At 75.1% G+C, this 25,837-nt stretch carries 19 protein-coding genes; 5 read left to right on the top strand and 14 right to left on the bottom strand.

Annotation, left to right across the window (positions count from 1 at the left end; translation table 11 throughout):
• Window position 1 precedes the first annotated feature (1 nt).
• The gene (locus tag ACETWP_RS04790; protein ID WP_373971076.1) at window positions 2-1,303 is read left to right on the top strand and encodes a lipopolysaccharide biosynthesis protein; all 1,302 of its coding nucleotides are present in this window, start codon (window positions 2-4) and stop codon (window positions 1,301-1,303) included.
• Here the strand turns inward: ACETWP_RS04790 and ACETWP_RS04795 are convergent.
• The 8 genes from ACETWP_RS04795 to ACETWP_RS04830 all read right to left on the bottom strand — a co-directional run bounded on the left by ACETWP_RS04795 (window position 1,193) and on the right by ACETWP_RS04830 (window position 14,169).
• On the bottom strand, window positions 1,193-3,202 hold the full coding sequence (locus ACETWP_RS04795; RefSeq protein ID WP_373971077.1) for an O-antigen ligase family protein: 2,010 nt from the start codon (window positions 3,200-3,202) through the stop codon (window positions 1,193-1,195). The two genes, ACETWP_RS04790 and ACETWP_RS04795, sit on opposite strands and share 111 nt — an antisense overlap.
• Complete coding sequence (locus ACETWP_RS04800; protein WP_373971078.1) at window positions 3,199-5,211, bottom strand: hypothetical protein; 2,013 nt, start codon at window positions 5,209-5,211, stop codon at window positions 3,199-3,201. The genes ACETWP_RS04795 and ACETWP_RS04800 overlap by 4 nt, the downstream gene beginning before the upstream one ends.
• Window positions 5,208-7,487, bottom strand: a complete 2,280-nt coding sequence (locus tag ACETWP_RS04805; RefSeq protein WP_373971079.1) for a glycosyltransferase — start codon at window positions 7,485-7,487, stop codon at window positions 5,208-5,210. Before ACETWP_RS04805 ends, ACETWP_RS04800 begins: the two co-directional genes overlap by 4 nt.
• Window positions 7,484-8,812 (bottom strand): glycosyltransferase family 4 protein, encoded by a 1,329-nt coding sequence (locus ACETWP_RS04810; protein WP_373971080.1) that lies wholly within the window; start codon window positions 8,810-8,812, stop codon window positions 7,484-7,486. The genes ACETWP_RS04805 and ACETWP_RS04810 overlap by 4 nt, the downstream gene beginning before the upstream one ends.
• A gap of 11 nt (window positions 8,813-8,823) precedes the next feature.
• Complete coding sequence (locus tag ACETWP_RS04815) at window positions 8,824-10,104, bottom strand: lipopolysaccharide biosynthesis protein (RefSeq protein WP_373971081.1); 1,281 nt, start codon at window positions 10,102-10,104, stop codon at window positions 8,824-8,826.
• The gene (locus tag ACETWP_RS04820; protein WP_373971082.1) at window positions 10,105-11,688 is read right to left on the bottom strand and encodes a sugar transferase; all 1,584 of its coding nucleotides are present in this window, start codon (window positions 11,686-11,688) and stop codon (window positions 10,105-10,107) included. It abuts the gene before it with no gap.
• Window positions 11,689-11,920: 232 nt separating this feature from the next.
• A complete protein-coding gene (locus ACETWP_RS04825; RefSeq protein WP_373971083.1) occupies window positions 11,921-13,090 on the bottom strand; it encodes a fatty acid desaturase family protein in 1,170 nt (389 codons plus the stop codon).
• 14 nt (window positions 13,091-13,104) lie between these two features.
• Window positions 13,105-14,169 (bottom strand): ferredoxin reductase, encoded by a 1,065-nt coding sequence (locus tag ACETWP_RS04830; RefSeq protein ID WP_373971084.1) that lies wholly within the window; start codon window positions 14,167-14,169, stop codon window positions 13,105-13,107.
• A 97-nt stretch (window positions 14,170-14,266) separates the two neighbouring features.
• On the opposite strand from ACETWP_RS04830, the gene ACETWP_RS04835 reads away from it, so the two are divergent.
• Together ACETWP_RS04835 and ACETWP_RS04840 are read left to right on the top strand one after the other, a co-directional pair.
• Window positions 14,267-15,541, top strand: a complete 1,275-nt coding sequence (locus ACETWP_RS04835; RefSeq protein ID WP_373971085.1) for a PucR family transcriptional regulator — start codon at window positions 14,267-14,269, stop codon at window positions 15,539-15,541.
• Window positions 15,542-15,791: 250 nt separating this feature from the next.
• Window positions 15,792-16,313 (top strand): hypothetical protein, encoded by a 522-nt coding sequence (locus ACETWP_RS04840; protein WP_373971086.1) that lies wholly within the window; start codon window positions 15,792-15,794, stop codon window positions 16,311-16,313.
• Window positions 16,314-16,319: 6 nt separating this feature from the next.
• On the opposite strand, the gene ACETWP_RS04845 is transcribed toward ACETWP_RS04840, so the two are convergent.
• From ACETWP_RS04845 to tsaB, 3 genes are all read right to left on the bottom strand, one after another.
• Window positions 16,320-17,360 (bottom strand): D-alanyl-D-alanine carboxypeptidase family protein, encoded by a 1,041-nt coding sequence (locus tag ACETWP_RS04845; RefSeq protein ID WP_373971087.1) that lies wholly within the window; start codon window positions 17,358-17,360, stop codon window positions 16,320-16,322.
• An 84-nt stretch (window positions 17,361-17,444) separates the two neighbouring features.
• The gene (gene rimI / locus ACETWP_RS04850) at window positions 17,445-17,921 is read right to left on the bottom strand and encodes a ribosomal protein S18-alanine N-acetyltransferase (protein WP_373971318.1); all 477 of its coding nucleotides are present in this window, start codon (window positions 17,919-17,921) and stop codon (window positions 17,445-17,447) included.
• 86 nt (window positions 17,922-18,007) lie between these two features.
• Entirely contained in the window at window positions 18,008-18,706 is a 699-nt protein-coding gene (tsaB, locus tag ACETWP_RS04855) for a tRNA (adenosine(37)-N6)-threonylcarbamoyltransferase complex dimerization subunit type 1 TsaB (protein ID WP_373971088.1), read from the bottom strand.
• A 149-nt stretch (window positions 18,707-18,855) separates the two neighbouring features.
• On the opposite strand from tsaB, the gene ACETWP_RS04860 reads away from it, so the two are divergent.
• Complete coding sequence (locus ACETWP_RS04860; protein WP_373971089.1) at window positions 18,856-20,265, top strand: MBL fold metallo-hydrolase; 1,410 nt, start codon at window positions 18,856-18,858, stop codon at window positions 20,263-20,265.
• Between the two features lie 4 nt (window positions 20,266-20,269).
• Entirely contained in the window at window positions 20,270-21,616 is a 1,347-nt protein-coding gene (locus tag ACETWP_RS04865; protein ID WP_373971090.1) for an MFS transporter, read from the top strand.
• Window positions 21,617-21,641: 25 nt separating this feature from the next.
• Here the strand turns inward: ACETWP_RS04865 and ACETWP_RS04870 are convergent, their stop codons facing one another.
• From ACETWP_RS04870 to rfbB, 3 genes are all read right to left on the bottom strand, one after another.
• On the bottom strand, window positions 21,642-23,018 hold the full coding sequence (locus ACETWP_RS04870) for an NAD(P)/FAD-dependent oxidoreductase (protein ID WP_373971091.1): 1,377 nt from the start codon (window positions 23,016-23,018) through the stop codon (window positions 21,642-21,644).
• Between the two features lie 153 nt (window positions 23,019-23,171).
• A complete protein-coding gene (locus ACETWP_RS04875; RefSeq protein ID WP_373971092.1) occupies window positions 23,172-24,698 on the bottom strand; it encodes a sugar nucleotide-binding protein in 1,527 nt (508 codons plus the stop codon).
• Between the two features lie 89 nt (window positions 24,699-24,787).
• Entirely contained in the window at window positions 24,788-25,786 is a 999-nt protein-coding gene (gene rfbB, locus ACETWP_RS04880) for a dTDP-glucose 4,6-dehydratase (protein ID WP_373971093.1), read from the bottom strand.
• Between the last annotated feature and the right edge of the window lie 51 nt (window positions 25,787-25,837).

The following is a 25,837-nucleotide window of genomic DNA, read 5'->3' on the forward strand; positions in this document are numbered from 1 at the left end:
CGTGTCGCGCCTGCTCCGGGGCATCGTCTCGACCACCGCCGGCGGCGGCGTCGCGCTGGCGGCCGGGCTGGCGGCCGCGCCGCTCCTCGCCCAGGCGCTCGGCCCCGGCGGGCGCGGCGAGCTGGCCGCGGCGACGGCCCCCCTGATGCTGGCCACCGGCGCACTGACCCTCGGTCTGCCCGAGGCCGTCACGCACTTCACGGCCCGGCGGTCCGGCATCGGCCGGCGCACGGCGCTCGCGATCTTCTGGATCCTGCTGGCGGCCGGGCTCGCGGGCACGGCCGCGATCCTCGTCCTCGCCCCGGCGCTGTCGGCCGGCGACCCCGGGCTGGCCCTCCTCGTCTCGCTCGCGGGCGCCGCCATCGCGCCGTCGCTGTCCGTGGGCCTGCTCCGCGGCGTGGCGGCCGGGCGGCACCGCTGGCGGCTGGTGGGCCTGGAAAAGGCATCCGGGGCCCTGCTGCGGCTGGGGGCGATCGCCGCCCTGGCCGCCGCCGGAGAGCTCACGCCGCTGTCCGCGACGGTCGTCTTCGCGGCGAGCCCGCTGGCCGGCGGACTCGTCTACCTGGGTCTCCTCGGCCGCTCCCCGGCACGCAACGCTCCCCCCGGCCCCGCCGCGCCGGCCGACCTGGCGCGCTACGCGTCGGCGCTGTGGCCCGGCCTCGTGGTCGGCATCGCGCTGTCCCGCGCGGACCAGCTGCTCATCGTGCCGCTCTCGGACACGGAGCAGCTGGGCATCTACGCCGTCGCGGTGACCATCGCCGACGCCGCGCTCGTCTTCAACGCGGCGGTCCGGGACGTGGTCTTCGCCGCCGAGTCCGCCCGGAACGACGACGCCCGCCTCCAGCGCGCCGCCCGCCTGTCCACCGCGGTGACGCTCCTCGGCGCCGTGGCGCTCCTGGCGGCCTCGGCGTGGGCGGTGCCGTTCCTCTTCGGGCCCGGGTTCGCGCCCGCCGTTCCCGTGATCGCGCTGCTGCTGCTCGGCGTCGTGCTGGGCAACCCCGGGTCGGTGGCCGGCGCCGGCCTCAACGCACGCGGACGGCCCGGGCTACGCAGCCTCTCCCTGGTGCTGGCGCTCGCGGCCAACCTGGTCCTGCTGCTACTGCTCGTTCCGGCTCTGGGGGCCGTCGGGGCCGCGCTCGCGAAGGTCGCCGGCAACATCGTGGCCGGCAACACCAACCTGCTCTGGCTCCGGCTATTCCACGGGCAGCGCATCCGGGACTACGTCGGGCTGCGCCGCGGGGACCTTCGGACCGGCGTGGCGGCCACGGCGCCGCGTGCGGGCGTTGGCACGGGCGGCGCGTAGCCCGACCAGCGGACGCAGCGGGTACGCGAACACGGCGTCGTCGGGCGGGGACGCGCGCCGCGGGGCCGGCCCGGGCTTGGCCCTCGCGGGACCCGCGGCGCCGTGCGGCACCGGGAAGTCCCGCTCCGGGAACCGGCGGCGCGGGAAGACGCCCGCCACCCGCATGCCCTCGGTGTCCGCCCACTGGTCCTCCCCGGCCGGGGCGGGGTACCACGCCGCGAAGATCCCGCGAGGAAAGACGCCGGGGCGACGCATCCCCTGCGTGTCGAAGCATGGGTCCTCCGCCGGCCGAACGGGGAACCTGCCGTCGGGGAGGCGCCGGCGCGGGAACACGCCGGGCCGGCGCAGTCCTGCGCGCGCTGCCACCCGGTCCGCCGCGGCGCGGCGGCGGAGCGCCGCGGCGGACCGGGCGCGGGCCTGGGCATCGACACGCGCCAGCCCGTCGGCCCGTTCGGCACATGGTGCCCCGCGGCCTCCCGGACGCGGGGCGGCCGAGGAGATGGAGAGGAGCACCACCAGGGCGGCCCCCGTCGTGGCCCACAGCAGCACGTCGAAGCTGGCGAACATCATCAGCGCCCCACCCAGCAGCGGCAGCATCCGCCGTTCGGCGTGCACCAGGATCCATGCCAGCCCGCCGACGAAGAGGAGCAGGCCGACCGTGCCGGCCGACATCAGGACGGACGCGAACTGGTTGTCGACCGCGAAGAAGTTGTCGTTGATGAGGTAGTCGTTGCCGTAGTTGAACCTCTCGGAGCCCCAGCCGGTGCCGAGCAGCGCCTGTCCGGGCGGCCGCAGCTCGACCAGCCGCGGCATCCCCACGAGCGAGTTGAGCCGGTGCGCGGCGTTGGTGCCGCTGACGTCGGCGCTGACCGGTTCGAACAGGCGCTGGTTGAAGTAGATCCACACGCCCGTCCCCACCGCCAGCCCCATCCAGACCGTGACCCACCGGCGGTGGACCGCCGTGACCAGCCACAGCCCGCCGACCACCACCGCCGCCGCGTAGACGGACGTGCTGCCGCAGGCCAGGATGCCGACGGCGAGGAGGGCCAGCAGCGGCGCCTTGACGAACCAGCGGTTCCTCGCCGTGAGCACCACGCCGAAGGCGACGAGCATCGCGAACCCGGCGACCAGCGGGTGGCCGAACGTCGCCTCCCCCCGGACGGTGCCCTCGAGGAGGGGATGGATGCGCGGATCCTCCCCCTCCTCGGGCGGGAACAGCGTCCGGCGCAGGACGAACGTCTCCAGGCTGCACGCGACCGCGGCGACGACGCCGACGAACCCGAGCGTCGCGAGGATCCAACGCCGCTCCGCGGCGTTCGCCTTCCCCGCGCCGAGGGTCAGCAGGACGAGGAAGCCGGAGACGGCGAGCGCCAGCCGGGAGACCGTGACCTCCCACCACAGGACCCCCGCGAGCATGCCCAACAGCAGCAGCGCCACCAGGGTCCACGCCCCGGTGCGCCACGGGGGCAGGAACGGTCTGCGGAAGGCGAAGGCCAGCAGCCAGGCGGAGCCCGCGGCGGGGCCCAGCCAGCCCGGCAAGGCGGTGTGCAGCGGGGGCAGGAACGACACCACGAGGAGCGCCCCGCACACTCCGACACCCACGGAACGCTCGGGTCCGGCCACCCAGCCGCGCCACGCGACGAACCCGACGGCCAGGACGGCGGCGGTCGGCCCCGGGTACGGGAGCAGCACCGCCAGGACGGCCGCGGCCGCCGCGAGGAAGCCGCCCAGCCACAGCGCGTCGCTGTCCCTGGCCCGTGCCCTGAACCTCCGCCATGGCCGCGGCCGCGCCGCCGCGGAGGCGTGCGCCGGGCGGACCGGCCGTGCGGCGGCGTGCGCCGGGCGGACGGGCGTCGCCTCGTCGGCCCGCGCGAGGGCCACGGCGGTCGGGGCGCTCACGACAGGTCCCCGAAACCGGCCCACGACGCCTCGGCGTCGAGGTGGTACGCGCGTCCGGCGGCCACGATCTCGCCGCGTCCGGCGCGCAGGGCGTGGCGGACGGCGTCGTCCCAGGTCCAGCCGTCGCCGACCAGCAGGGGCGACCCGGCGCCGAGGAGGTCCTCCAGGTGCGAGCCGCCGGGACCCACGAACGGCGTCCCCAGCTCGAGGCACCGGACCGCGATCCCGCTCTGGAAGAACCGCTCGTACGGGATCACCACGGTGTCGGCGCCGCGGATCAGTGCGTCCAGCTCGGCCTCGTCGACGAAGCGCTCGTCCACGCGCCACCCGGCCACGCGGGGCCAGCCCCGTCCGGTCACCCGGAGCTCGGCCTCGGCGCCCAGCGACTCGGCGAGGAGGCCCATGGCCGTGGTGTCGCGCCCGGCCTTGTACTGCCCGAGCACGCGCACCACGGGCCGGCGTGTGCGGGCGGTCGTCGACGTCCCGGCCGACGTGCCGGCCGGGGAGCCAGCTGGCGCGGCGGGCGGGACGGCACCAGAACCGCCGGCCACCCGGGCAGGGAGCTTGGGAGCCGCGCCGCGCGGGCCCCCGGTTGCCGCGGCCACCGCCGGATCCCTGTCGCGCGCCGCTTCCGCGGCGTCCGCGGCGGGGACCAGCATCGGGTGGGGCAGGAGCTGCGGCCGCGCCGAGGGCAGCGCCCGTTCCACCTCGGCGGCCGCCTCCCGGCTGTGCACCACCACGGCCGCCAGGCGCGGGACGCGGGAGACGAACGCGGCGGCGATCCTGCCGTACCCCACGGCGCGGACCAAAGGCACGGGGTCGTGGAGCACGACGGCGGCCCGCGGCCCCGCGAGGGCCCGGGCGAGCAGCAGGTCCCAGTAGCCCAGGACCGGCCAGAGCGTCAGGATCCGGGCGTCGGGGGCCGCCACGCGCCGCGCCCGCCAAAGGAGCACCAGGTGGGAGGCCAACCAGACGGCGCGCCCGGTGCCGGAGGCCGAGGGCTCCTGGACCGAGAGCGTGCGCACCCGGACTCCCCCCGAGCCCAGCGTCTCCTCCAGCGCCTCCGCGTAGTGGGCCAGCGCCCGGCCCAGCGGATTGACCAGCACGACGCCGGACGCCCGGTCGGCGGCCCGCGGCCCCGGCCCGGCGCGCCCGAGGAGCCCGTCGGCGAGGCCCGCCGCGATCGGACCCAGGTCGCCGCCCCGCCCGCGGAGCAGCGCGCGCGCTCCCTGCCGCGCCGCCAGGAACAGCCCGGCGGCCACCGCGGCGACCGGCCGGCCGGCCCGGCGGTTCAGGCGCTGGATGTTGCGCACGCCGTAGTAGTCGGGGACGCCGTCGGACTCCTGCCGCGCCACGGCGTCCCCGGCGAGGCGAACCGTCCACCCGGCGGACCGCAGCCTCAGCTGCAGGTCGACCTCCTCCATGTAGAGGAAGAAGCCCTCGTCGAAGCGCTCTGCGCCCAGCGCGGCGCCGCGCACCAGCAGGCAGCAGCCGTCGAGCCACTCGACGTCGCGGGAGTGCACCCGGCCGAGCGCGGCACGCTCCACGAGGTGGTCCCGGTGCCGCGGCAACCCGAGCGGCCCCCGCAGGTACCCGCCGGCGGACCAGACGGTCGCGCCTCCATCGCCCGTCGCCAGCAGCGGCCCGACGACGGCGCAGCGCGGGTGGGTCCGGGCCTCGCCGAGCATGGCCGCGAGCGCGCCGGGCTCGAGCCGCGTCTCGTGCGTGGCGAGCAGCACGAACTCCGGCGTGGGGTCCCCGGCCAGCCAGCGGTCCAGCCCGGCGTTCGCCGCCGCACCGTAGCCGCGGTTCGGCACGGTCAGCACGGGATGGCCCGCGGCGCGCAGGCGTGCCAGCACGCCGTCGGCATCCGGGGCGGTGGAGTTGTCGACCACGAGCACGTGCTCCGGCGCGATGCCCTGCGCGGCGATCCCCCGGGCCGTCGCGGCGATGTCCCCGAAGCGGTTGTGGTGCACCACGACGGCGCGCACCGCCCCGCGCGCGCTCACGGGGCGTCCCCCACGGCGTGGAGCCACCGGTCCGCCGCGGCGCGCGCGTCCGCGCCGGGCAGGCTGCCGAGCACCCGGTCGCGCGGGAGCGGTTCACGCAGCGCGCGGACGACCGCGTCGGCGAGCGCCCCGGGGTCCGCGGGACCGCCCGGCGGGTCGGACGGCAGCACCCCGTGGCCGGCGGCGCGCAGCCAGTCGGCCAGGCCGGTCTCGTCGGTGGTGACCACGGTCAGGCCCAGCGCGAGTGCCTCGGTGATCGGCAGCCCGATCTGCTCGCGCCAACGGCCGTGTCGGCGCGACGGCGCGACCAGGACGGTGGACTCCCCCAGGACGCGCAGCGCCTCGTCGTGGGGCAGGAGCCCGCGGAACCGCCGGCTGCGCGGCGCGGCGGCGGCCCACGCGGCGACGTCCGCGGCCAGGGCGCCGCCGCCGACCACGTCGAGGCGGGCCCCCAGGAGCAGGGGCTCCACGCGCTCCCACGCCGCGAGCAGCTCCGGCACGCCCTTGCGCGCGGACAGGTCGCCCACGAACACCGCGCGCGGCGCCGCGCCGGCGCCGCACGGGGCGCTCCGGGGGGCGGCGGAGGCACTCGGGGCGGCGGCGGCGCGCGGAGCAACGGCGGCGCGCGGTGCGGGCAGCTCCGGCAGTGTCCGGGCGGGGACGCGGTCCGCCCCGGGCAGTGCCGCGTAGGCGGCGCGCGCCCCGGCGCTGCCGTAGGCGATCCGGTCGATGTTCCGGGCGGTCCACCACCCGATCAGCCACGCGAGCGCGCCGGCCGCCGCGCGGCCGGGGATGCCTGTGCGCAGGAGCAGCCGCGGGTCGTTGTTCTCGATCGCGTAGGTCACGACGTGCCGGCCGCCGCGACGTCCGCCGCGGGTCCCGCCGAGGGCCCCGCCGCGGACCTCGGCGAGCGCGCCGCCGAGCCGCCACGCGGCGACGAGGACCGCGGTGCGCGGAAGGAACCGCAGCCACAGCGGCTCGGGAACCTCCAGGACCGAGGCGTCGGACCGGAGCAGGAGCCATGCGGCGGGCGCCAGCCGGACGCGTTCGAAGGTGGCGGGGGGTTCGCCGGCGAGGTCGTACATCCGGCCGAAATACAGGGTCCGGGCGGGCGTGAGTGATGGGTTCCGCTCCACGTGCGCGGCACGCAGCTCGGGAATGATGCGGATCTGCATGGTCCCCCCGGACACCCCCCTGCGCTTCCGGTCCGACGCCCCCCGCGCCGTGCCTTGGGGGCCACGGTAGCAGTCCGTGCGCCCGGGCGGCACCGCGGCCAGCAGATCGGTCCGGAAACGGCGGAACCGGGCGGCCTGGTAGGCGTGGTCGGCGGTGCCGACGCCGGCGGCGCCGCGGGCGCGGTAGGCGAGCTCCCGGGCCAGGAACCCGCCCGCCGTCGCGCCCTTCCAGAGGCCGCGGCGCAGCGGCCCGGCGCCGGTGCGCAGCACGTACAGCTCGTAGAGGTGGACGACCCAGGCGGACGCGGCCCGGCCGTCGACGCCGCGCGAGCTGCCGCCGACCGCGTGGTGCGCGCGGATGTCCGGGAAGAACAGCACGCGCCACCCCGCGTCGCGCGCCCGCAGGCAGAAGTCGACGTCCTCGGCGTACATGAACCAGCGCGTGGTCAGGCCCCCGAGCCGGGCCCACACGTCGGAGCGCACCAGCAGGCACCCGCCGGTCACCCAACCGACCGGGACCCCCGTGGGTTCGGGTGGCCCCGACCCCGGGCGCGCGGGCGGGCCGTCCGCCGTGCCGCCCGGCTCGGTGCCCGGAGGGTTCGCCGCCGCGGTGCCCGGCCCCGCCATCAGGTAGTGCCCGGCGAGCGCGGGCAGGATCCGGGCCAGCCGCGACGCGCCGCTGGCGTGCGCGGCCATGCGCCGGATCGTCGGGGGGTGGCCGGCGTTCAGGGTGCGCAGGCCCGGGGTCTCGAGCAGGGGTGCGGCGATGGCTGCCCCGGGGTCGGCCTCGAGCCGGGCGACGAGTTCGCGCAGCGCCCCGGCCCCGAGCCGCGCGTCCGGGTTGAGGAGCAGGAAGAAGTCGCCCGGGGCGGGGCTGGTGCTCGCCGCCGCGAGGTTCGCGGCGGCGGCGAAGCCGTCGTTCGCCGCGTTGTCGATGACCCGCACCGCGGGGAACGCGGTGCGCAGCCATCCGGCGGTGCCGTCGTCGGACGCGTTGTCCACCACCGTCAGTTCGACGCCGTCCGCGCCGGCGAGGGGTTCGATGGCCCGGGCGATCACGGCCCGGCTATTGTGGGCGACGAGCAGGACGTGGACCGTCACGGCGTCCCCGCTTCCCGCGCGCCGGCGGCCAACGGCGCGGGCCGGGCGGCGCCGTCGTCCCCCAGGCCGCGCACCATGGCGGCGCGGATCCGCCGCGCCGTGTCCTCCCACGCGTAGGACCGCAGCGCGTGCTCCCGGCCGGCGGTGCCCGCGGCGCGCAGGTGCTCGGGTCCCGCGGCGCGCAGGGCCGCGGCCGCGGCCGCCTCGTCCCCGAGCGGCAGGACGACGGCGGCGTGGCCGCCGGTGACCTCGCGCAGCACGGGGATGTCGGAGGCGACGACGGGGCAACCGAAGGCCATCGCCTCCACCGGCGGCATCCCGAAGCCCTCGTCGCGGGACGTGTAGATCAGGGACAGCGCGCCGCGGTAGAGCCACGCGAGCTCGCCCGGATCCACGCGCCCGAGGAAGACCACGGCGCCCCGGTCGCGCAGCTCCCGCAGCCGGGCGAGCCCGTCCGCCGGGTGGCGGTGGTCCGCCGGGCCGGCCCCGTTTACCGGGCCGCGGCCGTCCGCCCGGCCGGTCCCGTCCGCCGGGCCACCCGCCTCGACCGGGCAGGCGTCTTCGGCCAGGCCGCTGCGGCTGCCCACCACGGCCAGCGGCCGGTCGGGGGTGATCCATCCAGCGGCGTCGGCCACCCGGATCGCGAAGCCCAGGTTCTTGCGGGCATTGAGCCGCCCCACGGCCAGGTGGAAGCCCCCGGGCCGCAGGCCGCTCGCGGGTCCCCCGGACAACTGGACCCCGGGCAGGGGCCCGCCGGCGGGGGGCCGGGGTTCCGCTCCGGTCAGGTCCGACGGCGCGGCCAGGCCCACCGGCGTCACGTCGAGCCCGGGATGCAGGCGCCGGATGCGCGCCGCCTCCGTGCCCGAGGAGGTCACGACGGAGCGCGCGCGGCCGATGGTGAGCGAGATGACGCGGAGGTAGGCGCGCTCGGCGCGCGTGAACCACTCCGGGTTGGACTCGAAGATCAGGTCGTGGAGGAACACCGTGGGCCGCGGCCCCACCAGCGTCGGGAAGTTGTGCGTCAGCACGGCGTCGGTCCGGAGCCTGCGGGCGAGCCACCCCACGCCGAGCAGGCACCCCAGCCCGTGCTGCGAGAACCGCGTGCCGTGGACGGTCACCGCCGGCGGGGCCTCGGCGCGCACGCGCTCCGCCTGCCGCCGCGGCACCACCAGGTGGGCCTCGTCGTCCGGGAAGGCCTCCGCCCAGGCGCGCACGATGTCCCGCAGCACCTGCCGGTTCGAATCGGGCCCGTCGAACCACCACAGTCCCTCGAACAGGACGCGCAGCGGCCTCGGCCCCCGGTCCCCCGTGAGCGGGGCGCGCACCCCGGCCCGCCTCACCGGGCCACCAGCCTGGTCCAGGCGAGGCGCAGGTCCTCGGGGCGGGGAACGTACGGCCGCCAGCCGCCGCCCAGCGACCTGAGGAGCAGCGCGCCCGCGACGGCGGACGACGCCCCCGCGGCCGCGGCGGCCCCCGCGGCGCCCCACAGCGGACCGGCCAGCAGCAGGAACACGACGCCGGAGACCGCGCCGGCGGCCTGCGCCCAGGTCATCGCGCGCCCCCGGTTGCCCACGAGCAGCGCCGTGGAGGCCACGTAGTTCAGCACCGCGAGCACCGCTCCGCCGAGCAGGATCCACGTGGCCGGGACCGCCGGGGCGAACTCCGGGCCGAAGAGGATGGCCAGGCCGGCCGGTGTGGCGACGGCCAGGAGGACGCACAGGGCCGCGCCGATCGCGACGGCGCGCCGGACGGCCGCCTGCTGCGCGGCCAGCAGCAGCTCCGGCGGGGTCTCGGCGAGCCGCCGCAGTTCGCTGGCGCCGAGCGCGTGGGCCAGCCCCACGGGGATCGAGGCGATCGTGACCGCGACCGAGTAGTAGCCCGCCTGCGCGGCGCCGATGAGCGGCAGGGCGATCAGCTGGTCCGCCCGGTTCGACGCGGCCTCCGCCGCGGAGCCGCCCGCGAACGAGGCCCCGCCGCGGACGAGGCGGCGCAGCGGGTACACCGGGCCCCGGAGCCGGACGCGCACCAACGCCCAGCCGACGCACGCCGTGAGGACCGTTCCGGCGCCGTAGGAGAGCATGACCCAGGAGACGCTCATGAGCTGCAGCAGCGCCCCCGCGACGAGCAGGGCGGTGTTCGCCAGCGGCAGGGTGAGCTGCATGAGCGCCACGCCGGCGTAGGACTGGCGGGCCAGCAGGACGCTCTCGTCGCACATCCACACCACCATCAGCGGCGCCAGCGCGATGCCGGCCACGGCCGCCGCGGCCTCGCCGGGGCTCAACCCGACCAGCAGGTAGCGCGCGCAGAGCAGCCCGACGGCGAAGGCCGGGACCACCAGCGCCGCCGCGGCCCAGCGCGCGGACCGGACGACGGCGGCGTAGTCGCCGCCCGCGGCCAGCCGGCGCACCTCCAGCGGCAGGCCCATCGACAGCAGGATCGGGACGAGGTAGAAGGCGGCCAGCGCCGCGGCCGTCTCCCCGCGGCCCTCCGGCCCGAGCGCGCGCGCCACCAGCGGCGCGTTGACCAGGCCGAGCGCGCTCGCCGCAATGCGGCCGACGAGGATGGACGAGGGCCGGTCCGGGATCAGGAGGGGGCGGCGGATCGCTGCGGCCGGCACCTAGTACGCACCGTCCCTGGTCAGGACCACGCGCACGGTCCGCAGCAGGATGGAGACGTCCTGCAGAAGCGACCAGTTCTCCACGTAGTAGAGGTCGAGCCTGACGCTCTCCTCCCAGGACAGCCGGGAGCGCCCGCTGACCTGCCACAGGCCGGTGATCCCCGGCTTGACCAGGTGCCGCCGGTGGACGTGGCCGCCGTACCGGCCGGTCTCGGCGACCAGGTGCGGCCGCGGCCCCACCAGGCTCATGTCGCCGACGAACACGTTCCACAGCTGCGGCAGCTCGTCGATGCTGTAGCGGCGGATCCACGCGCCGACGCGGGTGACCCGCGGGTCGCGGCGCATCTTGAACAGGACGCCGTTGCCGTCGTCGAACATCAGCAGGTGCGGCAGCAGGCCCTCGGCGTCCGCCACCATGGAGCGCAGCTTCAGCATGGTGAACGGCTCCCCCGCGCGGCCCACCCGCTGCTGCCGGAACACCGCGCCGCCCTGGTTCTCAAGCCGCACCAGCACCGCGGCCAGCAGCATCAGCGGCGCGAAGACCACCAGGCCGACGCCGGAGGCGACGACGTCGAACACCCGCTTGGCCAACGCCTGACCGCCCTCCAGCCGGGGCGCGCCCACGTGGATCAGGGGAAGCCCGGCCAGCGGCTCCACGTGGATGCGCGGCCCGGCGACGTCGACCAGTGCGGGCGCCATGATCAGGTCGATGTGGCGTTCGGCCAGCCTCCACCCCAGTTCGCGCAGCGCGCCCGGGTCCAGCCCGCTGCCGCCGGTGACGGCGACCGCGTCCGCCCGCCGCTCCGCGGCGAGGCCCAGGACGTCCTCGATGCCGCCGCCGGTCCGGAACAGGGGCAGCCCCGGCGGCGCGGCGCCCGGGGTTGGCGCGGCGGCGTGCGAACCGGTCGCGTGCGATCCGGCGGCGTGCTCGCCGGCCGTCGGCGGGGTGAGCGACCCGGCACCGAACGGCAGCATCCCGGCGACCGGCAGGTAGCCGGAGTGCGGCGGCGAGGACAGGCAGTGCCGCAGGTGGGCGACCTCGGCGGACCCGCCCAGCAGGACGACCCGGCACACGGCCGACCCCGCGGCCCGGAGCGCGGCCAACCGCCGGCGCTGGGCGAGCCGCGTCGCGCAGAGGAGGGCGAACCCCAGGGGCCAGACGGCGAGGACGTAGGCGTGGGCCACGTCCCATCCCCAGGCGTAGGAGGCGACCGACACGGCGCCCAGCAGGTAGGTGGAAGCGAGGACGATCCGCTTGCCCTCGCGCCGGCCCGCCCCCACCTTGCGGGCGTCGCGGGCGCCCCAGAGCCCCAACATGAACCACCAGGCGACCGGGAAGGCGCAGACCACGGCCCAGTACGCGGCGGCGGGAACGGCCACCTCCATGCGGGCCGACGTCTGGCCGGCGGCGTCGGGAGCCCCGACCAGGAGGTGTGCGCCGAGGGCCGCCGCGGCGAGCGCGGCGGCGTCGGACGCCCTCAGGCGCCGCGTCGTCGCTTCCCGCCAATCCCTCCGGCGGTCGCGGACCCGCGTCTGAAGCATCGCCGGCAGGGCAACCTCGCCCGCGGCCAGATCATGCGCCATGGCCGGTTCACCTCCCCCCAACCCGCGTCCCCACGCGGTCCCCCTGCGAGCGTGCTGCCCGCTTGACCAGTATGTGACCTGAAGTTCTTGTTGACCAGAAAAATCCCAAAGAGTCTTCGGAAGGGGACGTCTGCGGCAACGACAAATGCCCCCACCGAAATCCGGTGGGGGCATCTGTGTCGTCCTGGGTGCGCGGCGTGGGCGGCTGGCGCCGCCGCTCCGCGCCCGCGGGTTACGGCAGGGCCAGGCGGAAGATCTTGCCCCAGGTGGAGCCGACCTGCTTGAGCAACGGACCCGTGTTGTAGGGCAGGCCGTAGCGCTTGCAGATGTCGCGGACCTTGGGCGCCACCTCGGCGTACCGGTTGGACGGCAGGTCCGGGAACAGGTGGTGCTCGACCTGGTGCGAGAGGTTGCCCGTCATGAAGTGCATGAACTTGGAGCCGGAGATGTTGGCGGAGCCGATCATCTGGCGCACGTACCAGTCGCCGCGCGTCTCGCCCTCGACCATCTCCTCCGAGAACGTCTCGGCGCCCTCGGGGAAGTGGCCGCAGAAGATGACGGCGTGCGCCCAGACGTTGCGGACGGCGTTGGCGGTGATCGTGCCGATCAGCGCCTGCTTGCCGGAGCCCGTGAGCATGGCCACGGCCGGGGTGGCCGCGTAGTCCTTGGTGAACTGGTGCAGGGCGCTGCGGCCCAGGGCCTTGAGGTCCTTGCGCAGCTCCTCCTTGGACTTCTCGCCGGACTTCACGCGGTCCAGCTCCAGGTCGTAGAGCGCGATCCCCCACTCGAACACCGGGGCCAGACCGGCGTTGATGAACGGGTTGAGCAGGTTCGCGGGCTTCCACGGCTGGTCCTTGTCCACGCGCAGGACGTTGTATCCCACGTCGCGGTCCTTGCCGATGACGTTGGTCCACCGGTGGTGCAGGTCGTTGTGCGTGTGCTGCCAGGCGCGGGCCGGCGTCACGAAGTCCCACTCCCAGGTGGTGGAGTGGATGTCCGGGTCGCGCATCCAGTCCCACTGGCCGTGCAGGACGTTGTGTCCGATCTCCATGTTCTCGATGATCTTCGAGAAGCTGAGCATCGTGGTGCCGGCGACCCAGGCGACCCGGTTGCGGGAGCCGAGCAGGGCCACGCGGCCGCCGATCTCCAGCGCGCGCTGCAGCTTGATGACGCGGCGGATGTAGGCCGCGTCGGCGGCGCCGCGCTTGGCCAGCACCTCGTCGCGGACGGCGTCGAGCTCGCGGCCGAGCTCGGCCACCTGCTCGTCCGTGAGGTGCGCGGCCGACGGCGGGCGCACGCTCGGCGAGCCGGTCTCGGCGAGGGCGCCGGGGCGGGGCTTCGCCGTCGTCGGGCGGGCCGGGGCCTCGGCGTGCGGGGCGGGGCGGTTTGCTGTGGTTGTCATGCGGTGTGCTCTCCTCAGAGGTCGAGGTTGACGGGTCCGGCGGCAGCCGAGACGCACGTCTGGATCAGTTCGCCGGGTTCGCCGTGGACCTCCCCGGTGCGGAGGTCACGGACCTTCCCGGCGCGAAGCGGGGTGAGACAACTGTGGCAGATGCCCATGCGGCATCCGCTAGGCATCAGGATATTGGCATCCTCGCCGACATCGAGCAACGTCGCGTCGCCGGGCGCCTCGATCTCGCGGTCGGACGCCTCGAAGGTGACGAGTCCGCCCTCCTGGCCCTCGCCGCCGGCGAGGTCGGTGCTGAAGCGCTCGATGATCAGGTCCGTGGAGCCCGAGGTGCCGGTGGCGGACTCCCACAGGCGCTCGGTGGCGTCCAGGAAGCTCTCGGGGCCGCAGGCGTAGGCGGCCCGCCCGCTCCAGTCCGGGCAGAGCTCGTCGAGCTCCGCGCTGGTCTCGAGGTCCAGCCGGCCGGACTCGGCCGTGAACCGCTCGACGAACCGGAAGCTCGGGAACTGGTCGGCCAGCTCGCGCAGCTCCTCCAGGAACAGGCTGTCCTCGGGGCTCCGGGCGGAGTGGACCAGCACCACGTCGGCGTCGGGCCGGCGCGGGACGAGCGTGCGGATCATCGACATCACGGGGGTGATGCCGCTGCCCGCGGTGAGCATCAGGAGGGGGCGCGGGTGCTCGGGAAGCGTGAAGTCGCCCTGCGGCGGCGCCAGGAACAGGATGTCGCCCGGCTTCGTCTCGCGGACCAGCGTGCCGGAGACGGAACCGGCGTCGGTCACGGTGATCGCCGGGTCCTGGCCCGCGGCGGCGCTGAGGGAGTACGAGCGCCAGTGGCGGACGCCGTCGAGCTCGACGCCGATGCGCGCCCACTGCCCCGCCTCATGGGCCTTCCACCCGCGGCCGGGCCGGAAGTAGATGGTCGACGAGTTGGGGGTCTCGCGCACGACGAGCGTGACGACTCCGCGGAGTTGTCGATGGGAAAACACCGGGTCAAACAGCGAAAGAACATCCTCCGCGGTGAGCGGGTGTGTGAGGACGGATGCGGCTTGAGCCAGCGAACGTAGCCGGATCATGTATCAATCATATGACGGCACGCGTCATATTTCTCCTTGCCGAGCATACGATTGGACCGCGGAAACTATTCAACCGAGACAAAGAAAGGGTTCTGTGATGGCGGACGGAACCACCCCCGAACCGTACTTCAGCACCGTGGACCCGCCCTGGCTGGCCCTCCCGCGCGAGGTCAGCGACGTGTTGCGCCCGTTCCTGCCCGCCGTCGTCGAATCGATCATCAACGCTGTCCCGCAGCTCGTCCCCGCCTACGCGCGCCCCATCGAGGGCCGCTTCGGCCGCGGGCTCCGCCGCGGGGTCGCGGGGGCGCTGGACCGCTTCCTGGACCTGCCCGGCACCTCGATGCCCGCGCTCTCGCCCGAGACACGGCTGCTGGTGGCGGGGCTGGGCAGCGGCGAGTTCCGGCAGGGCCGCAGCATGGACGCCCTGCTGGGGGCCTACCGCTCCGGGGCGCGCGTGACGTTCCGAGAACTCTCGAAGATCTCCATGGACAACGACCTCGGGTCCAGCGTGGTCGTCAACCTGGGCGAATCGATCCTCGCCTACATCGACGAGCTCTCGGCCGTGAGCGCCGAGGCGTACGCGTTCGAGCAGTCGGAGCGCGCCGGGGAGGTGGAGCGCCGACGCAAGGACCTGCTGGGCCTGCTGCTCACGGGCCAGACGGAGGAGAGCTCGCTGCGCCAGGCCGCCGCGATGGCCGACTGGGTGCTGCCGGCGCGGATGCTGGTGGTGACGGTCCCGGTGGAGAACTCCCCCGGGCTGCGCATGCGCCTGGGCAACGGCGCCCTGGTGGTCGAGCGCGAGACCGACGTCGTCGCCCTCGTGCCGGCGCGCGGCACCCTGACGGCCCGCGCGGAACTGACGTCTGCTCTGCACGGCCGCGGGGCCGTGGTGGGGCCGCCCGCCGACTGGGGCCGCGTGGCGGACTCCCTCCGGCTGGCCGTGCTGGCGGCGTCGGCGGCGTCGGCCGAACAGGTGGCCGACGGGCTGCCGGTCTGGGCGGACGAGCACCTGAGCGAAATCGTCCTGGGGGCGGAGCCGACGGCGATCGCCGAGCTGGCCGCGCAGCGGCTGGAACCGCTCCGCGAACTGCGGGCCACGCAGCGCGAGCGCCTGGAGGAGACGCTCCTGAGCTGGTTGCGGCACTGGGGGCAGCGGGCCCCCGTGGCGGAGGAGCTGGGCATCCACGCGCAGACGGTCGGATACCGGGTGGCGCAGCTGCGCGAGCTGTTCGGCGAGGAGCTCGAGGACCCGCGCACGCGCTTCGAGCTGGAGCTTGCCCTGCGCGCGGCCCGCACGCCCGCCACCCGGGCCGCCGCGGCCGCGGCCGCGCAGCGGGTCCAGCCGGGCGAAACGGCCGTTAAACGCGACTGACCGTGCGGAACAGGCCCCCATGGCAAGTTCCGAACGGTCAACGTCACGGGCTGGGTTGCCGTCCAGCCGTTGCGTCACGGGCCGGGTTGCCGTCCGGCCGTGGCCCCATCCTGCAGGCCGATCCGCAAGATCAAGATCAGCGTCAACGCAATTTTTGCTCAAGATCGCCGCAGCGTGCCCGCGCCCGGTTTGTGGCGAATTTGCGGGGACCTTGCGCGGCCCCCGCATCGGCCCGGCGCACAATCGACACATGGATCCCCGCACCTCCGGCACCCCGCCGCACGGCAACGCTCTGGTGAGCGCCGCCGTCGTCGGCGAGCTGGTGGAGACGGTCGGACCCGAGGCGGCGCTGGCGTTCTTCGAACGGTTCGTCGCCCTGTGGCCCGCCCGCCGGGAGCGCCTGCGCGGTGCGATCGGCCGGCGCGACATCGCCGAGGGACTCGATGCCGCGCTGTCGCTGAAGTCGGGCGCCTGCATGGCGGGCGCGCTCCCGCTGGCGGGCGCGGGCGACCGCCTGCACGCGCTGATCGGCCGCGGCGCGGCGACCACCACGGCGACCGGCTTGGGGCCGGACGCGTCGTGGGCCGCCGCCGAGGCCCTGCTGGCGGAGCTGGACGTTCTTGGGGAACGGACGGTCTCCGCGTTGCGCGGGCTGGCGGGGGACCTGCGGGCGCGGACCGCGGAGGTGCCGGCCCTTGGGGGGCCGGCACCCGCGGTGCCGTCGCTGGCGCCGACCGGCGTCCTGCCGAGGAGCCTCGGCCGGGCGAGCTGACGCCGCCTACCGCAGGTACGCCCCGGACACCCACCCCGTGGCCCAGCCGTACTTGACCTGGTGCCACGAGCCGCTGCTCTTTCCGGTGAGGGCCACCCTCGCGCCGCGCGGGATCACCCGCAGGACGCGCTGCGTCGTGCTGGCGGCGACGCGCAGGTTGAGGTTGGCGGTGGTGGTCGCCGTCGTGCCGCGCGCCACGCCGTAGTGGTGCTCCAGGGTCGGCGTGCCGCGGCTCTTCATGGCGGAGGCGATCGCCGTCCCCACATAGCGGTAGTGCCAGGGCTCGTACGCGTAGCCCGTCACCCCCTCCTGGCCGCGCGGATAGCGCAGGATGAAGCCGTAGCGGTGGCCGTTCCGGGCCAGCCACGCGCCCGCGCCGCCGGCGGTGCTGACGTCCACGGCCAGGCCCGTCTGGTGCTCGGAGGTTCCCGGCGGCGCCACGACGCGGTTCGCGTACGCGGCCCCGTACCACCGCGTGTAGTTGGCCAGGAGGGTCCGCTGGGCCGCGTAGGAGCGGTAGCTCGACGTCGCGCGCAGGGTGACGCCCGCCCTGCGCGACGCCGCCGCCATCTTCGCGTAGGCTCCCGCCCCCGTGGGTTGCAGGTAGACCGACGTGCCGGCGACGCGTTGCAGGCGCGGCACGTAGGTCTTCGGCGACAGGGGATGCTGCCGGTTCACGAGCACGCCGACGCCCGCCGGGTTCCGCGGGGGCGCGGCGGGCACCGCGACCAGCAGCGCTCCGGCCGACCAGTGGGCGGGCGCGAGCCCCGCCGCGGCCGCCGGCACGGCATGCGCGGACGCGGCCGGCACGACGCCGGTTCCCGCCGGGAGCGCGATCCCCACCGTCAGCGCGGTTCCCGCCGACAGCGCGGTCCCCACCGACAGCGCGGTTCCAGCCGGCAGGGCGGGGGCCGCGGGCCACGCGGCCGGGTAGGCGGCCGACGCCGGCGCCGCGGCCCCGAGCGCGAGTCCCGCGCCGAGGCCCAGGCTCAAGGCGGCGCCGAGGAGGGCGGTGGATCGTGAGTATCGGTGTCCGCGATGCAGCATAGGCCGTCGATTCTGTCCCGGGCACCCCCATCAGACGCCTGTGGCGCCCATAGTAGCCCAAGGAAACGAACTCGCATCCGACGGCTACGCGGACACGTGCCCGCCGCCGCTATCCCCGTCCGATGCGCCGGGCAGCGTCTTGCGCATGATCAGCGCGTCCACCCCGCCCGGGTAGTAGCCGCGGCGCACGTGGATCTGCTCGAACCCGAACCGCACGTACAGCGCCTGGGCGCGGGGGTTGTCGGCCCGGACCTCGAGCAGCACGTCCTCGGCGCCGCGGGCTCCGGCCTCGGCGACCAGCCGGTTCAGCAGCGCGGTCCCGATCCCCCGGCCCTCGCGCTCGGGCACGACGGCGATCGTCTGCACGTCCGCCAGCGGCAGCACGCACATCAGGCCGCAGTAGGCCACGATCCCGCCGTCGTCCTCGACGACCCAGTAGGCGCGGGTCCGGGCCTGGGCGAGCTCCTCGCGGAACATCCGCTCCGGCCACGCGTCGGACGGGAAGAGCCGGACCTCCAGGGCGTGCACGGCGGGGATGTCCGCCGCGGTCATGTCGCGCATCGCCCATCCGCCCGTCGCGGCGCCGGCCTCGGAACCGGACTCGGCGCCCGGCTCGGAGCCGGGCTCGGCGCCGCTCACGGAGCCGGTCACGGCGCGAGGCCCCGCGGCTTCATCGCGGCGGGGACCTTCGCGTCCGACTCGCGCAGGTACAGCGGCGTCGTGGGCAGCAGCTCGCGGCCGCGGGCCAGCCGGGCGAGCGCGGAGGCGCCCAGCGACGCGGCGTGCGGCTGGCGCCCGGCGAAGGCCTCGACGGCGGTCGCCCCGACGGCGGCGAGGCGCTCCGCGTAGAGCCCGGCCCCGCGGCCGTAGACGGGGCCGGCGGGCAGGGACTCCGCCGCGGAGACGTGGGGGCCGTCGAGCAGCCCGCCGTCCGGGGCGTAGCGCGCCCAGTAGAGCTCCCGGCGGCGGGCGTCGGTGGCCACGGTGAAGTCGCCGCGCGGCGCGCCCGCGGGATCGGACGCCGCGTCCCAGGCGACGGCGTCGAGGCTGGCCACGCCGTCGACCGGCACGCCCCACGCGAAGCCGAGCGTGCGCGCGGTCGCGATGCCGACGCGCAACCCGGTGAACGGGCCGGGCCCGACGCCGACGACGATCCGGTCGACGTCCGCCCCCGCGACGCCGGCCTGCGCGAGGATGCCCTCGATCGCGGGGGCGAGGACCTCGGCGTGGGTGTTGGTCTCCGCGGAGGAGAAGGATTCGAGGACCTCGGCGCGGCCGTCGTCGCCGTGCGACTTCAGCAGGGCGGCGGAGGCGACGGCGGAGGTGTCGATGGCGAGGACCAGCATGCGCCCAGTCTAGGCGGTGGCGCAGTCGGGCGGTCCCGCCGCGCCCGGTGGCCGCGGGGACTTGCCACATACCCCCTAGGGTATTATCGTTAGATGCAGAGGGATACCCCAGGGGTATTCCGAACCACCATCGCACCGAAGGAGAGAACATGCTTCTGGAACGCATCTACGACGAGGACCTCGCCCAGGCCAGCTACTTCATCGGCTGCCAGCGCAAGGGCGAGGCCGTAGTGGTCGACGCCCGCCGCGACATCGCGGGCTACCAGGCGCTCGCGGAGAAGAACGGCATGAAGATCGTCGCCGTGACCGAGACCCACATCCACGCCGACTACCTCTCCGGCACCCGCGAACTCGCGGCCGCGACCGGCGCGAAGATCTACGTCTCCGGCGAGGGCGGGGAGGACTGGCAGTACGGGTTCGACGGCGAGCGGCTGCACGACGGCGACGCGATCACCATCGGCAACATCTCCGTCCAGGCCGTCCACACCCCCGGGCACACCCCGGAGCACCTGTCCTTCCTGGTCACCGACGGCGCGTTCAGCGACCAGCCCGGCTACCTGCTCTCCGGCGACTTCGTGTTCTCCGGCGACCTCGGCCGCCCGGACCTGCTCGACGAGGCCGCCGGCGGGATCGACACCCGCTTCGAGGGCGCCAAGCAGCTCTTCCGCAGCCTCCGCGACAAGTTCCTCACCCTGCCCGACTACGTCCAGGTCTACCCGGCCCACGGCGCGGGCAGCGCCTGCGGCAAGGCGCTCGGCGCGATCCCGTCCAGCACCGTCGGCTACGAGCGCCTCTACTCCTGGTGGGGCCCGTTCCTCGAGGCCAACGACGAGCAGGGCTTCATCGACGAGCTCCTCGACGGGCAGCCGGACGCCCACGCCTACTTCGGCCGCATGAAGCGCGAGAACCGCGAGGGCCCGGCCGTCATGGGCGAGCGCGCCCCGCTGGCCGAGCTCCCCGCCGGGGAGGTCGCCCGCGACCTCGCCGCGGACACCGTGACCTTCGTGGACACCCGCCAGCACGACGACGTGCACCACGGCACCGTCGCCGGCTCCGTGAACGTCCCCGCCGGCAAGTCGGTCGCCAGCTACGGCGCCTGGGTGATCGACCCCGAGCGCGACTCCCGCCCGCTGGTCCTGCTGGCCCGGGACCAGGAGCACGCGCAGGACATGTGGGACCACCTGGTCCGCGTGGGGATCGACAAGGTCTCCGGCTACGTCACCGACCTCGCCGGCCTGCCAATGGAGACCCCGCGGCTGATCCAGCCGGAGGAGCTCGAGGGCTTCGACGCCGCGATGATCCTGGACGTGCGCAACAAGACCGAGTTCGCGGCCGGGCACATCCCGGGCGCGCACCAGCTCAGCGGCGGCCGCGCCCTGTGGCACCTGGACGAGCTCCCGGCCGAGGGCACCATCGTGACCTACTGCCAGAGCGGCGTGCGCAACTCCGTGACCGCCAGCGCGCTGCGCCGCGCCGGCTACGACGTCGTCGAGCTCGACGGCAGCTACGCCGCCTGGGAGGCCTTCGACGGCGCCCGCCAGACGGCCGACGCCCGCTAAGGCCATGGACACCGCCCCACCCACCGGCGGGGCGGTGTCCGCCCCCGTGCGCCCGATTCGCCTGGGACTGGGCGCCAACGCCGCGCAGTTCGCGCTGCTGGTGGCCGTCAACGCCCTGGTCGGCGGCATGGTCGGCCAGCAGCAGACGGTCCTGCCGCTGCTCGCCCAGTCGGTGTTCGGCCTCACCGGCTACACGTTCATCTTCACGTACGTGGCCGCCTTCGGGATCACCAAGTCCATCGCCAACTACTTCGCCGGGACGTTCTCTGACCGCTACGGGCGCAAGCCCGTCCTGCTGGTCGGCTGGCTGTTCGCCCTCCCCGTGCCGCTGATGCTGATCTTCGCGCCGAGCTGGGGCTGGGTGGTCGCCGCGAACGTGCTGCTGGGCATCAACCAGGGGCTGACCTGGTCCACCACCGTCGTCATGAAGATCGACCTGGTGGGCCCGCGGCAGCGCGGCCTGGCCATGGGACTGAACGAGGCGGCCGGCTACGGGGCGGTGGCCGTGACGTCGCTGCTCGCCGGCTACCTCGCGGCCGACTACGGCCTGCGCCCCGCGCCCTTCCTGCTGGGCCTGTTCTACGCCGCGCTGGCGCTGTTGCTCTCCGGGGTCTTCATCCGCGAGACCCGCGGCCACGCCCGGCTCGAGGCGGCCCTGCATAAGGCGGCCCCGCACGCCGCGCCGGCGGCCAATCCTGGTGTGCTCCCGCGCGCGGACACCGCGAACCCGCCCCTGCGCGCCGACCTGACCGACCGGCAGATCGTGGCGCTCACCAGCCTGCGCGAGCCCGCCCTGTCCTCCGCCAGCCAGGCCGGGCTGGTCAACAACCTCAACTTCGGCCTCTCGTGGGGGCTGTTCCCGCTGCTCTTCGCCACCGCCCACCTGCCGGTGGCCCAGATCGGGCTGCTCTTCGCGCTCTACCCCGGCGTGTGGGGCGTGGGCCAGCTGGTCACCGGCGCGCTGTCCGACCGGATCGGCCGCAAGCACCTGATCACGGCCGGCATGGCCCTCCAGTCCGCCGCGCTTGTGGTCATCGCCCTGGGCGACGGCTTCGGCACCTGGGCCGTCGGCACGGTCCTGCTCGGCGCCGGCACCGCGATGGTCTACCCGACCCTGCTCGCGGTCGTCGGCGACGTCGCCCACCCGGCGTGGCGCGGCCGAGCCGTCGGCGTCTACCGGGTCTGGCGCGACCTCGGCTACGCCGTCGGCGCGGTCCTGGGCGGCATCGTCGCCGACGCGCTGGGCCTGCACGCCGCGGTGTGGGCGGCGGCCGGGGTGAGCGCGGTGTCCGCGACGCTCGTGGCCGTGCGGATGTACGAGACGCACGGGCCCGAGGCCCGCCGGGCGTAGGCCGGCGCGCCGGCGTCGTGCGCGGTCAGTGGCCGCGCCCGGAGATCCTGTCCGCGAACACGGCCAGCGGGGAGGTGGTCGCCCGCCCGGTCCGCTCGCTCCGGTCGGCCCGGTGGTACAGCGCGTACATGGCCTGCACGCCCAGCCAGCGCACCGGCTCGGTCTCCCAGCGGCGGATGCGGCGGTTGACCCACGGCAGCGCGGTCAGCTCGGTGGACTCCCCGCGGACCAGGTCCGTGAGCGTGCGGCCGGCGAGGTTGGTGGCCGTGACGCCGGTGCCCACGTACCCGCCGGCCCAGCCCAGGCCGGTGGCCGGGTCGTAGCCCACGGTGGCCTTCCAGTCCCGCGGGACCCCCAGGACACCGGCCCACGCGTGGTCGATCCGGGTACCGCGCAGCGCGGGGAACATGTCCTGCAGGATCCCGGTCAACAGGGCGACGGTGCGCTCCTGCGTGGCGCCGTCCATGTCCGTCCGGGAGCCGAAGCGGTACGGGACGCCCCGGCCGCCGATCGCGATCCGCCCGTCGGCCGTGCGCTGCAGGTACACGTACGCGTGGGCGAGGTCCTCGAGCGTCTCCAGCCCGTCCCACCGGATCCCGTCCCACGTCGCCGGGGCGAGCGGCTCGGTGACGACCATCGAGGAGTTCATCGGCAGCCACTCGCGGTGCAGCCCCTTGAGGTTCGCGGTGAACCCCTCGGTGGCGCGCAGGATGTGCCGGGCGAACACGCTGCCGCGGCGCGTGCGGGCCTCCCCGGGCAGGATCTCGGTGACCTCGGTGTCCTCGTAGATCGGCACGCCGAGGCGCTCGACAGCGTCGGCCAGCCCGCGGACCAGCTTCGCCGGGTGGATCCGCGCGCAGTGCGGGATGTGCAGGCCGCCGAGCGTTCCGGCGACGTTGACGCGCTCGCGCGCCTCGGCGGCGGAGAGCAGCCGCGCGTCGTCCTCGGGCCAGCGCGCCTCCTCGGCGGCGAGCTCGCCGAGGCGCGCCAGCTGGGCGGGGTTCCGGGCCACCAGCAGCTCGCCGCCCTTGGCGACGTCCGCGTCGATGCCCTCGGCCGCGGCGACGGCGATGACCTCGTCCACCGTCTCTTTGAGCAGGGTCTGGAAACGCCCGACGGCGGCGCGCCCGTGGGTGCGCTCGTACCCGGAGCGCCCACCCGTGATGGTGTTCGCGAGCCAGCCGCCGTTGCGCCCGGACGCGCCGAACCCGGCGAAGCGCGACTCCAGCACGACGACGTTCAGCGACGGCTCCGCGCGCTTGAGGTAGTAGGCGGTCCAGAGCCCGGTGTAGCCGGCGCCCACGATCGCGACGTCCGCGTCCAGGTCCCCGGGCAGCGGCGGACGCGGGGTGGGCACGCCGGTGGCGGCGTACCAGAAGGACACCTGTCCATTAACAGTCATGTGAGACCTCTTCCCGGTGCATAGGTGAACAAACCGCTGGTCGATCCGCTGGTCGAGCCTGTCGAGACCAAGCCCGAGCCCGAGCCCGAGCCCACAAACCCGCTGGTCGAGCCGCTGGTCGAGCTTGTCGAGACCGAGACCGAACCCATGGGTCTACCCCTCCCCCGCCTCGAGGTACCGGCGGAGCTCGTCCAGCTGGTCCGGCGGGTCGAACCCGGCGGCCTTGATCTTCTCCAGGCGCAGGAGGCTCCGGGCGGGCCGCGGCGCCCGGCGGGTTCCCCCGGCGCCCGCGCCATCGCCGGTCGCGCTGTTCGCGCCGGCGCTCGCTCTGTCGGCGGCGGCCGCCACGCCGTCGTCGTACTCCCGCGTGCTGACCCCGCGCACGGCCGACCGCGGGCGACCGCGGGCGGCAAAGACCTCGCGCGCGACGTCCGCCCAGCTCAGCGCGCCGCCGTCGTTCGTGATGTTGTAGGTGCCGTAGGGTGCGCCGGAGTCGAGCAGGTGCGCGATGCCCGCCGCCAGCGTGTCCGCGAAGGTCAGCCGCCCGGTCTGGTCCTCCACGACCCGGGGCTCGGCGCCGCGGTCGGCGAGCGCGGCCATGGTGCGCACGAAGTTCGCCCCGGAGCCCACCACCCAGCTGGTGCGGACGACGTAGTGGCGCGGCAGCACGGACACCACCGCGTCGCCGGCGGCCTTGGTCTGTCCGTAGACGCCCAGAGGCGAGGGCGGTTCGTCCTCCCCGTGGCCGGTGTCGCCGCCGTTCCCGCCGATCCCACCGTTCTCGTCGACCCCGTCGCCGTCGAACACGTAGTCGCTGGAGACGTGCACCAGCGTGATGCCGTGCTCCAGGCACGCCCGGGCCAGCCGGGACACCCCGGCGACGTTGGCCGCCCACGCCGTGCGCCGCCCCTCCGGGGTCTCGGCCGCGTCGACGGCCGTGTGCGCGGCGGCGTTGACGACGGCGGTGTAGGCCGACCAGTCGCGCCGCGCGAAGGCCGCGGGATCGGCCAGGTCGAGGTCGTCCCGGCCGGCGAACTCCACCGCCCCGTTCCCGGCGAACGCGCCACGCAGCGCCGCACCGAGCTGGCCGCCGGCCCCGAGGACCAGGGTGCGGCGCGGGGCCATGGGCACGACGTCGGCGAGCGCCGGGTGCCCGCGGTCGCGGTCCGAGAGCTCGGCCCGCTCCAGCGGGATGGGCCACGGGATGGCGGCGGTCGCGTCGGCCAGGTTGAGGTAGGTGTAGCGCGCCTGGGCGTCGGCAGACCAGTGGTCGTTCACGAGGTACGTGTAGGCGGTGGCGTCCTCGAGCGTCTGGAAGGCGTTGCCCACGCCGCGCGGCACGAACACCGCGCGCGAGGGGTCCAGCTCGGCGGTGAACACGTTGCCGAACGTGGGGCCCTCGCGCAGGTCAACCCACGCCCCGAAGATGCGGCCCGCCGCCACCGAGACGTACTTGTCCCACGGCTCGGCGTGGATCCCGCGCGTGGTGCCGGCCGCCCCGTTGAAGGAGACGTTGTTCTGGACCGGCCCGAAGTCCGGCAGCCCGAGCGCGACCATCTTGGACCGCTGCCAATTCTCCTTAAACCATCCCCGGCCGTCGCCGTGCACGGGCAGGTCCACGACCGCCAGCCCCGGAATCGGCCCGACGGCGGTCACCGCCAGTTCCCGCGAGAATTCCATGCGCCCCCCTGTCGTCCCTGTCCGGCCGCGCCGGACGGGTGCCCCGCCGTCGTGCCCGGGCGTTCGTCCGGGCAGGCGTCCCGCCGCCGCTACCCGGCGCGAGCGCCGTACCGCGCCTCGGTGGCTTCCTTCTGCGGCCGCCACCACGGCTCGTTGTCGCGGTACCAGCGGACGGTGTCCTCCAGCCCGGCGGCGAAGTCCGGGTACTCCGGGGCCCACCCTAGCTCGGTGCGCAGCTTCGTGGGGTCGATCGCGTAGCGCAGGTCGTGGCCCGGCCGGTCCGCGACGAGGTCGTAGGCGTCGGAGGGCTGGCCCATGATCCCCAGGATGCCGCGGACGACGTCGAGGTTGCTGCGCTCCCCGTCCGCGCCGATCAGGTACGTTTCCCCGATCCGGCCGCCGCGCAGGATCGCCCACACGGCCGAGGAGTGGTCGGCGGCGTGGATCCAGTCGCGCACGTTGCGCCCCTCGCCGTAGACGCGGGGCCGGACGCCGTCGAGCACGTTGGTGATCTGGCGCGGGATGAACTTCTCGACGTGCTGGTGCGGGCCGTAGTTGTTGGAGCAGTTGCTGATGGTGGCCAGCAGGCCGAAGGACCGGACCCAGGCGCGGACCAGCAGGTCGGATCCGGCCTTCGTCGCCGAGTACGGGCTGGAGGGCGCGTACGGGGCCTCCTCCGTGAACCGGGCCGGGTCCTCGAGCGCGAGGTCGCCGTAGACCTCGTCCGTGGAGATGTGGTGGTACCGGGTCCCGTGGCGGCGAACGGCCTCGATCAGCGTGAAGGTCCCCAGGATGTTCGTGTCCACGAACGGGCGGGGGTCCTCCAGCGAGTTGTCGTTGTGCGATTCGGCCGCGAAGTGCACGACGGCGTCGGCCCGGGCCACGAGCGTGTCCACCAGTCCGGCGTCGCACACGTCGCCACGCACGAACTCGAGGCGGGCGGGGTCCAGGCCGTCCAGTGACGCGAGGTTCCCCGCGTAGGTGAGCTTGTCCAGCACCGTGACGCGGGCGTCGGTCCGTTCGAGGAGGTGGCGCACGAAGTTGGACCCGATGAAGCCGGCACCCCCCGTGACCAAGATGGTCTGCATGGGTCTGAGGCTAACTAGTTTCTTTTCAGTTGAAAAGCTGTAAAGTCGCGC

This window comes from Arthrobacter halodurans (assembly GCF_041877255.1).
Lineage (GTDB): Bacteria > Actinomycetota > Actinomycetes > Actinomycetales > Micrococcaceae > Arthrobacter_N > Arthrobacter_N halodurans.

Bases quoted from the DNA above. Each gene is read 5' to 3' on its own strand.
- ACETWP_RS04820 (WP_373971082.1), bottom strand. From the start codon at position 11,688: ATGGCGCATGATCTGGCCGCGGGCGAGGTTGCCCTGCCGGCGATGCTT.
- ACETWP_RS04825 (WP_373971083.1), bottom strand. From the start codon at position 13,090: ATGACAACCACAGCAAACCGCCCCGCCCCGCACGCCGAGGCCCCGGCC.
- ACETWP_RS04830 (WP_373971084.1), bottom strand. From the start codon at position 14,169: ATGATCCGGCTACGTTCGCTGGCTCAAGCCGCATCCGTCCTCACACAC.
- ACETWP_RS04835 (WP_373971085.1), top strand. From the start codon at position 14,267: ATGGCGGACGGAACCACCCCCGAACCGTACTTCAGCACCGTGGACCCG.
- ACETWP_RS04840 (WP_373971086.1), top strand. From the start codon at position 15,792: ATGGATCCCCGCACCTCCGGCACCCCGCCGCACGGCAACGCTCTGGTG.
- ACETWP_RS04845 (WP_373971087.1), bottom strand. From the start codon at position 17,360: ATGCTGCATCGCGGACACCGATACTCACGATCCACCGCCCTCCTCGGC.
- rimI (WP_373971318.1), bottom strand. From the start codon at position 17,921: ATGCGCGACATGACCGCGGCGGACATCCCCGCCGTGCACGCCCTGGAG.
- tsaB (WP_373971088.1), bottom strand. From the start codon at position 18,706: ATGCTGGTCCTCGCCATCGACACCTCCGCCGTCGCCTCCGCCGCCCTG.
- ACETWP_RS04860 (WP_373971089.1), top strand. From the start codon at position 18,856: ATGCTTCTGGAACGCATCTACGACGAGGACCTCGCCCAGGCCAGCTAC.
- ACETWP_RS04865 (WP_373971090.1), top strand. From the start codon at position 20,270: ATGGACACCGCCCCACCCACCGGCGGGGCGGTGTCCGCCCCCGTGCGC.
- ACETWP_RS04870 (WP_373971091.1), bottom strand. From the start codon at position 23,018: ATGACTGTTAATGGACAGGTGTCCTTCTGGTACGCCGCCACCGGCGTG.
- ACETWP_RS04875 (WP_373971092.1), bottom strand. From the start codon at position 24,698: ATGGAATTCTCGCGGGAACTGGCGGTGACCGCCGTCGGGCCGATTCCG.
- rfbB (WP_373971093.1), bottom strand. From the start codon at position 25,786: ATGCAGACCATCTTGGTCACGGGGGGTGCCGGCTTCATCGGGTCCAAC.